General features: G+C 72.8%; 5 protein-coding genes and 2 pseudogenes. 2 read left to right on the top strand and 5 right to left on the bottom strand.

Translation table 11 applies throughout. From position 1 onward, the window contains the following. Nucleotides 1–276: pseudogene (locus RUMESO_RS26665) on the bottom strand (hypothetical protein); the annotation flags it as partial. Between the two features lie 146 nt (nucleotides 277–422). Here RUMESO_RS26665 and RUMESO_RS23565 point away from each other — a divergent pair. Then, a pseudogene (locus RUMESO_RS23565) lies at nucleotides 423–2,778 on the top strand (DNA topoisomerase IV subunit A). Nucleotides 2,779–2,785: 7 nt separating this feature from the next. Here RUMESO_RS23565 and RUMESO_RS23560 read toward each other — a convergent pair. From RUMESO_RS23560 to RUMESO_RS23545, 4 genes are all read right to left on the bottom strand, one after another. Continuing rightward, on the bottom strand, nucleotides 2,786–3,469 hold the full coding sequence (locus RUMESO_RS23560; RefSeq protein WP_082484658.1) for a BLUF domain-containing protein: 684 nt from the start codon (nucleotides 3,467–3,469) through the stop codon (nucleotides 2,786–2,788). A gap of 318 nt (nucleotides 3,470–3,787) precedes the next feature. Further along, the gene (locus RUMESO_RS23555; protein ID WP_037284691.1) at nucleotides 3,788–4,429 is read right to left on the bottom strand and encodes an FMN-binding negative transcriptional regulator; all 642 of its coding nucleotides are present in this window, start codon (nucleotides 4,427–4,429) and stop codon (nucleotides 3,788–3,790) included. A 59-nt stretch (nucleotides 4,430–4,488) separates the two neighbouring features. After that, entirely contained in the window at nucleotides 4,489–5,148 is a 660-nt protein-coding gene (locus tag RUMESO_RS23550; RefSeq protein WP_037284688.1) for a Fe2+-dependent dioxygenase, read from the bottom strand. Further along, complete coding sequence (locus RUMESO_RS23545; RefSeq protein ID WP_037284685.1) at nucleotides 5,148–6,173, bottom strand: hypothetical protein; 1,026 nt, start codon at nucleotides 6,171–6,173, stop codon at nucleotides 5,148–5,150. Before RUMESO_RS23545 ends, RUMESO_RS23550 begins: the two co-directional genes overlap by 1 nt. A 201-nt stretch (nucleotides 6,174–6,374) precedes the next feature. On the opposite strand from RUMESO_RS23545, the gene RUMESO_RS23540 reads away from it, so the two are divergent. Next, a partial coding sequence (locus RUMESO_RS23540; RefSeq protein WP_037284681.1) for a GTP-binding protein occupies nucleotides 6,375–6,626 on the top strand: 252 nt, incomplete at its 3' end.

Genomic DNA, 6,626 nt, shown 5'->3' with positions numbered 1-6,626 from the left:
CGCCTCGGGCTCTGGCGCCGGCAAGGGGTCCGGCGCCGGGGCGGGCGCGGGCATGGCGGCCGGCCGGTCGCCCCGGGGCTCGGTGGGATTCGGGGGGTCGAGGGCCGGCGGGGAGGTGGACTCCGGCCCCCCAGCGGCGTCGGGCGGTGGGCCGGAGGGAGGCTCGGTCGCGGCGACGGGGGCTGTCGGGGGCGGCGCGGCCCCCTCCCGGCCCAGGAGGACCCAGGCGAGTCCGGCGAGGAGCAGGGCGGCCACAAGGACCTGACGTATTCGCACGGCCGACTCCGGTGGCTTGACGCAGGGGGGTGAGGAGTAGCACCGATCCTAGGGCAGGACCACGTGGGGGCGGCATCACGAACCCGTCGTGTTCACATTTTGTTCCAATGCTTGTGCGGTCCGCCGCCGGGCTCTAGATGGTCACCATGAGCGACGATCCCGTGATCCTCGAGGGCGCCGAGGACGGCGCCGATCCCTCCCTCCTCGTGACGGAGCCGCTGCGGCGCGCGATCGGCGAGCGCTACCTGAGCTATGCGCTGTCCACGATCGTGAACCGGGCGCTGCCCGACGCGCGGGATGGCCTGAAGCCGGTGCACCGGCGTATCCTCTTCGCCATGCGCGAGTTGCGGCTGACGCCGACGGCGGGGTTCCGCAAGAGCGCGAAGATCTCGGGCGACGTGATGGGGAACTACCACCCGCACGGGGACGCCGCGATCTACGACGCGATGGCGCGGCTCGCGCAGGACTTCAACGTGCGCTACCCGCTGGTGGAGGGGCAGGGGAACTTCGGGAACATCGACGGGGACAACCCGGCGGCGGCCCGCTACACCGAGGCGCGGCTGACGGCGCTGGGCGAGGCCCTGATGGAGGGGCTCGACGAGGACGCGGTGGACATGCGGCCGAACTACGACGGCACGCTCGTGGAGCCCGTCGTGCTGCCGGCGCCGGTGCCGCATCTCCTCGCCAACGGGTCGAGCGGGATCGCGGTGGGGATGGCGACCTCGATTCCGCCGCACAACCTCGACGAGCTGATCGGGGCCTGCCTGGAGATGATCCGCAAGCCCGATCTCGCGGACGAGAAGCTGTTCGAGCTGATCCCGGGACCGGACTTCCCCACGGGCGGCGTGCTGGTGGAGCCGCCGGAGAGCATCGCGCAGGCCTATCGCACGGGGCGCGGGGCGTTCCGGCTGCGGGCGCGCTGGACGGTGGAGGAGTTGGGGCGCGGGTGCGGCAGATCGTCGTGACCGAGATTCCGTATCAGGTCCAGAAGTCCAAGCTGATCGAGAAGCTCGCCGAGATCGTGCAGTCGAAGAAGCTGCCCGCGTTGGCCGATGTGCGGGACGAGAGCGCGGACGACGTGCGGATCGTGCTGGAGCCGCGCGCGCGGAGCGTCGATCCCGAGATGCTGATGGGGATGCTGTTCCGGCAGTCGGACCTGGAGGTCCGGGTGCCCTTGAACATGAACGTGCTGATCGACGGGCTCACGCCGAAGGTCTGCGGGCTGAGGGAGGTGCTGCGCGCCTTCCTCGACCACCGGCGGGACGTGCTGGGGCGGCGGTCCCGGCACCGGCTGGAGCGGATCGACCGGCGGCTGGAGGTGCTGGGCGGGCTCATCATCGCCTTCCTGAACCTCGACCGGGTGATCGACATCATCCGCTACGACGACGATCCCAAGGCCGCGCTGCAGGCCGAGGACTGGGACAGCCCGCTGCCCCGGGCGAGGTCCGAGGCGGACTACAGGTCGCCCCTCTCGGCCAAGGGGCAGGCCGTCATCCCGCCCGGCATCGGCATGACCGAGGCGCAGGCCGAGGCGATCCTCAACATGAGGCTGCGGTCCTTGCGGCGGCTGGAGGAGATGCAGCTCGTGGCCGAGCGGGACGCGCTGCTCGCGGAGCGCGAGGGGCTGCTGGCGCTGATGGCCGACGAGGGGCTGCAGTGGAAGGCCATCGCGGCCGACCTGCGCGAGTCGAGGAAGCGGTTCGGGGCCAAGGCGCCGGGCGGCGCGCGGCGGACCACGCTGGAGATCGCCGGCGAGACGGCGGAGATCACGCCCGAATCGATGATCGAGCGGGAGCCGGTGACGGTCGTGCTCTCCGAGATGGGCTGGGTCCGCGCCATGAGGGGCATGTCGAGCGCGAGGGCATCCGCTACAAGGACGGCGACAAGGCGCGCTTCGTCCTGAAGGCCGAGACCACGGACAAGCTGCTGGTGATGGGCGCGAACGGGCGGGTCTTCACGGTGCCGGTCGTGGGCCTTCCGGGCGGGCGCGGCATGGGCGAGCCCTTGCGGCTGATGATCGACCTCGACGCGCCGGTGGCGGCGCTGCGGGTGCACCGGCCGGGGGGCCGGCTGGTCGTGGCATCCGATCAGGGGGACGGCTTCGTGCTGTCCGAGGACGAGGCGCTGGCGCAGACCCGGGCGGGGCGCGTGGTTCTGAACCTGCCGGAGGGCGCCAGGGCCGCGCACATGGTGCCCGTGCAGGGGGACCACGTCGCCTCGATCGGGCAGAACCGGAAGATGCTGGTCTTCCCGCTGGCCGAGCTCCCCGAGATGGGGCGCGGCAAGGGCGTGCGGCTCCAGGCCTTCAAGGACGGCGGGCTCTCGGACGTGACGGTGCTGAGCCTGTCCGAGGGGCTGAGCTGGACCGAGACCGGCGGGCGGACGCGGCGGGAACCGGACCTGGCCGAGTGGCTCGGCAAGCGCGGTCAGGCGGGGCGCATGGCGCCGCGCGGCTTCCCCCGGGACAACCGGTTCGCGCCTCCGGTGGCGCCGCAGGGCTGATCCGCGCTCAGTCCAGGCGGCCGAGGCGGCGGCCGACCTCGCGTTGCGCCGCCTGCAGCAGCTCGTGGAAGCGCTGGGCCTCGGTCCGGTGATCGGGATCGGCGGAACTCGCCGCCGACAGGCGCCGATGGAGGTCACCGGCCTGCGCGGCCTGCCGCGTGAGCGAGGCCGCGAGACGCTCGAGCGTGTCGGGGGGCATCTCGGAGCGGCTCAGGTGGTCGTCGAGGATGTGGCGGGCGGCTCGATGGATGCGCCGCAGCGCGACGAGCGAGGCGTCCGCCTCCGGCACTTCGGCGGGCTGCGGGTCGGTCCGGCGGGCGAGCGCCCTCAGGATCTCCATGACCCGGTCCGGCGGGGCGTCGTCCGACAGGGCCGCCGCGACCGGGGAATCGAGGCCCGCCGCCTCGATGCCGAGCATCGGGGCTTCGGGGAACAGGAGCTCCCGGGTCGGCCCGGACAGGAGGACCCGGATGTCGCGATGGCGTGCGTCCCGCTGGATCCGGGCGAAGCAGCGGTCGAGGCCGGCCGCGTCGCCTTCGAGAAGCTGGACGAAGCGGGTCCGGCTCGAGAGGAGGGCCCCGGTGACGCCGTCGCGCGGGTTGTTCCGCCGCGAGACCTGCAGGATTCCGCCGACCGTCGCTGGCTCGGAATCAGTTCGGACCGATGAAAAGACCAGCCGCATCCTGGACATCCGTACGCCACCCTCGTTAAAGGACCGCCTTTGATAAGCGTCCGTAACATAAAGACCGCAGTTCCGACCGCAACCGGAAGATGTCACTGACGACGCGACGTCAACTTGACGTTGTGCAAGGCGGCTATGCAACCGTCGAAGAGTTGGCCTGACGGAATGACGGCTGGTGGCGGGCGTGAAGGAAACCGCCGGGTGTCGCCGTCCCGTCCTCCAAGGCGCAAGGACCTGGGGCCGCCTCTCAGATGAGCTGACACGATGGGTGGGCGGAGAACCGCGCACCGCCCTGGCCCATTCGTCGCGCGGGCGGTGCGATCCGGTCTAGGCCGCCGACGGGTCGCCGGGCGCGATGAGCGCGGCGGCCTCCCGGTCTCCCGCGCGGTCGCTGGCCGCCAGCCCGGCCGCGACGCCGGCGCGGTCCTCGGCGCTGCGGTTCTGGCTCATCTTGCGCTTGCCTTCGAGGCGCGCGATCGGCAGGCGCAGGCCGACGATGCCCTTGAGCTGGCCCTGGACGAAGCGCTCGGGCGCGTCCGCGACAGTCCAGGGCTCCGGGCGGGCGGATTCGTGGAGGTCGGTCAGGCGCGTCACCACGTCGAGGAGGCGGTCGGGGTCGTCGAAGAACTCCGGCGTGCCGTGGGCGTGGACGGCGACGTAGTTCCAGGTGGGGACCACCCGGCCGTGCTCCTGCTTGGTGGCGTACCAGGAGGGCGTGACATAGGCGTCGGGGCCGGCGAAAAGCGCCAGCGCCTCGCCCCTGGGCGGGCGGCTCCATTGCGGGTTGGCGCGGGCGACGTGGCCGTAGAGCGTGCCGAGCGGCCCCTCGTCGGGGACGACGAACAGGGGCAGCGGCGTGGCCAGGAGCCCCTCGTCGGTCGCGGTGACGAGCGTGGCGAGGCGGGACGCGCGCAGGATCGCGTGAAGCTCGGGCAGGTCGTCGAGGCGGAAGGCGGGGGGCGTGTACATCGGCAGGGCCTCCGGGGACGTCGCTTGATGCCCCCGAAGCCCCCGCCTTCGCAAGGTGGTTAGGCGCCGGCCCAGAGGCGCAGGAGGTTGCTCCGCGCCCGCGAGAGGCGGTCGAGGAGGACGCGCTGCGCGCCCTCCTGCTCCAGCGTGGCGATGCTCTGGTCGAGATCGAAGAGGACCTCGCGCTGCTCCTGGCCGCGGATGAAGCTCTGGGCCCAGCCGACGATGGCGAGCCGCTCGCCGCGCGTGACGGGGGTCACCCGGTGGAGCGTGGTGGAGGGGTAGAGGATCAGGTCGCCGGCGTTGAGCCTGATCTCGCGGGGGGCGTAGTTGTCCTCGATCTCCAGCGCGCCGCCGTCGTAGGTGGCGGGGTCCGAGAGGAAGAGCGTGAAGCTCAGGTCCGTGCGGAGGCCCTGCATGAGGGCGTCGTCCACGTGGAGGCCGTAGGTCTGGCCCACGCGGTAGCGCGAGAGGAGGAGCGGCGTGAGCTTCTCGGGACGCGCGGCGGCCTGGAAGACCGGATGCGCCAGGAGGGCCCGGCGCGCCTTCTCGAGGATCGCGTCGCGGGCGGGCGAGGGGAGGGCCTGGTCGTTGGCCTTGACCGCGCGCGCGCGGCGCCCCGCCGTGGCGCGGCCGTCGCCGAACTCGAGCTTGCCGGCCGCGTCGCGGATCGCCCCGACCTCGGCCGGGGAGAGGAGACCCGTGAGGGCGATCAGCATCACCGCACCTGCAGGCCGGCCAGCTCGACCCGCGCGGCGGCGCCGTAGAGCACCTCGGAGGCGTCACCGGGGAAGGCGGCGCCGTCCTCGGGGACCAGGGCCGGGAACAGGGGATCGGTCTCGGCCAGCGCGGCGAGGGCGTCGCTGGCGGCGTCCGCGACCTTGGCGTCCGAGGAGCCGGCGAGGGCCTGGAGCTGGTCGCGGGCCACGGCCACGAAGCCGCGCGCGTCCTGGTACTCCTCCAGCTCGGCGACGGCGCCGCCCTGGATGCCGCTCGCATATTCGCGCGCGGCGGCCTGGAGGAGGGCGGAGAGCGCGGCGAACTGGTCGGCGGGAGTCGCGGCCATGGCCTCGCGGGTCGCGTTCACGCGGGCCAGGACGGCGTCGTAGGCGGCCTGGGCCTCCTCGGGTGTGCCGCCGCCGATCTGGGCGTTCTCGAGCGTCTCCAGCTCCTCTTCGAAGCCGGGCAGGCCCTGCGCCTCGAGCAGGGGCTCGAGGGTCTCGTAGACCTCGCCCCGGGGGTGGCCGGTGTGCGTCGCGGCGCCGTCCGCGCTGCCGGCCTGGGCCAGCTCGTGGCCCATGCGGAGGTGTCCCTCGATCAGGCCGAGCGCGCCGAGGATGGCGACGGAGGGGTTCTCGGAGGCCATGGCGCCGGATTCCCCGGCCTCGCCCGCCTCGCCGCCCTGGTCGGCGGGGGCGGGAGCGGCGGCCTCGCCGGATTCGCCCGCTTCCCCGGCTTCGGCGGCGGGGGCCTCGCCGGCCTCCCCGGTTTCCGCTGCGGCCTCGTCCGCCTCTCCGGACTCGGCGGAGGCCTCGCCTTGCTCGCCGGCTTCCCCGGCCTCGGCGGCTTCGCCTTGCTCGCCGCTCTCGGCCTGGACGTGCCAGAGGGGCGACTGGGCGGAGGGGGCCTGCGGGGCCGAAGGGCTCAGGGCAGCGGCGGGGCCGGCGGCGAGGCCCAGCGCGGCGGCGCCGAGGCCGAGGCCACGCCAGAGGCGCGGGGAGGACGGGGTGGGCTTGTCGGTCATGGCGGGTTCCTCCTTGAGGGTCTGGGGCGGGTTACGCATGGCGAGGGGCCCGCGTCAAGAATTGTTCACTGAAACAGTCGGGAATGTGGGGCGCGGCTCGGGCGGGGTCCGCGACCCCCTTGCGCTTGACGCTCTTCGGCCTTAGACGGCGCGCGGACGCGTGGGACCGTTCCGGCTCCCGAAAAACAGGATGACGGCATCATGGCGAAGGCGAAGTTCGAGCGGAACAAACCGCACGTGAACATTGGGACGATTGGTCACGTGGACCATGGCAAGACGACGCTGACGGCGGCGATCACCAAGTACTATGGGGACTTCAAGGCCTACGACCAGATCGACGCGGCGCCGGAGGAGCGGGCGCGGGGGATCACGATCTCGACGGCGCACGTGGAGTATGAGACGGCGAACCGGCACTACGCGCACGTGGACTGCCCCGGGCACGCCGACTACGTG

The organism is Rubellimicrobium mesophilum DSM 19309 (assembly GCF_000600335.2).
Classification (GTDB): domain Bacteria; phylum Pseudomonadota; class Alphaproteobacteria; order Rhodobacterales; family Rhodobacteraceae; genus Rubellimicrobium; species Rubellimicrobium mesophilum.
The sequence above is the reverse complement of the archived record's forward strand: the minus strand, read 5'-3'. Positions and strand labels throughout refer to the sequence as shown.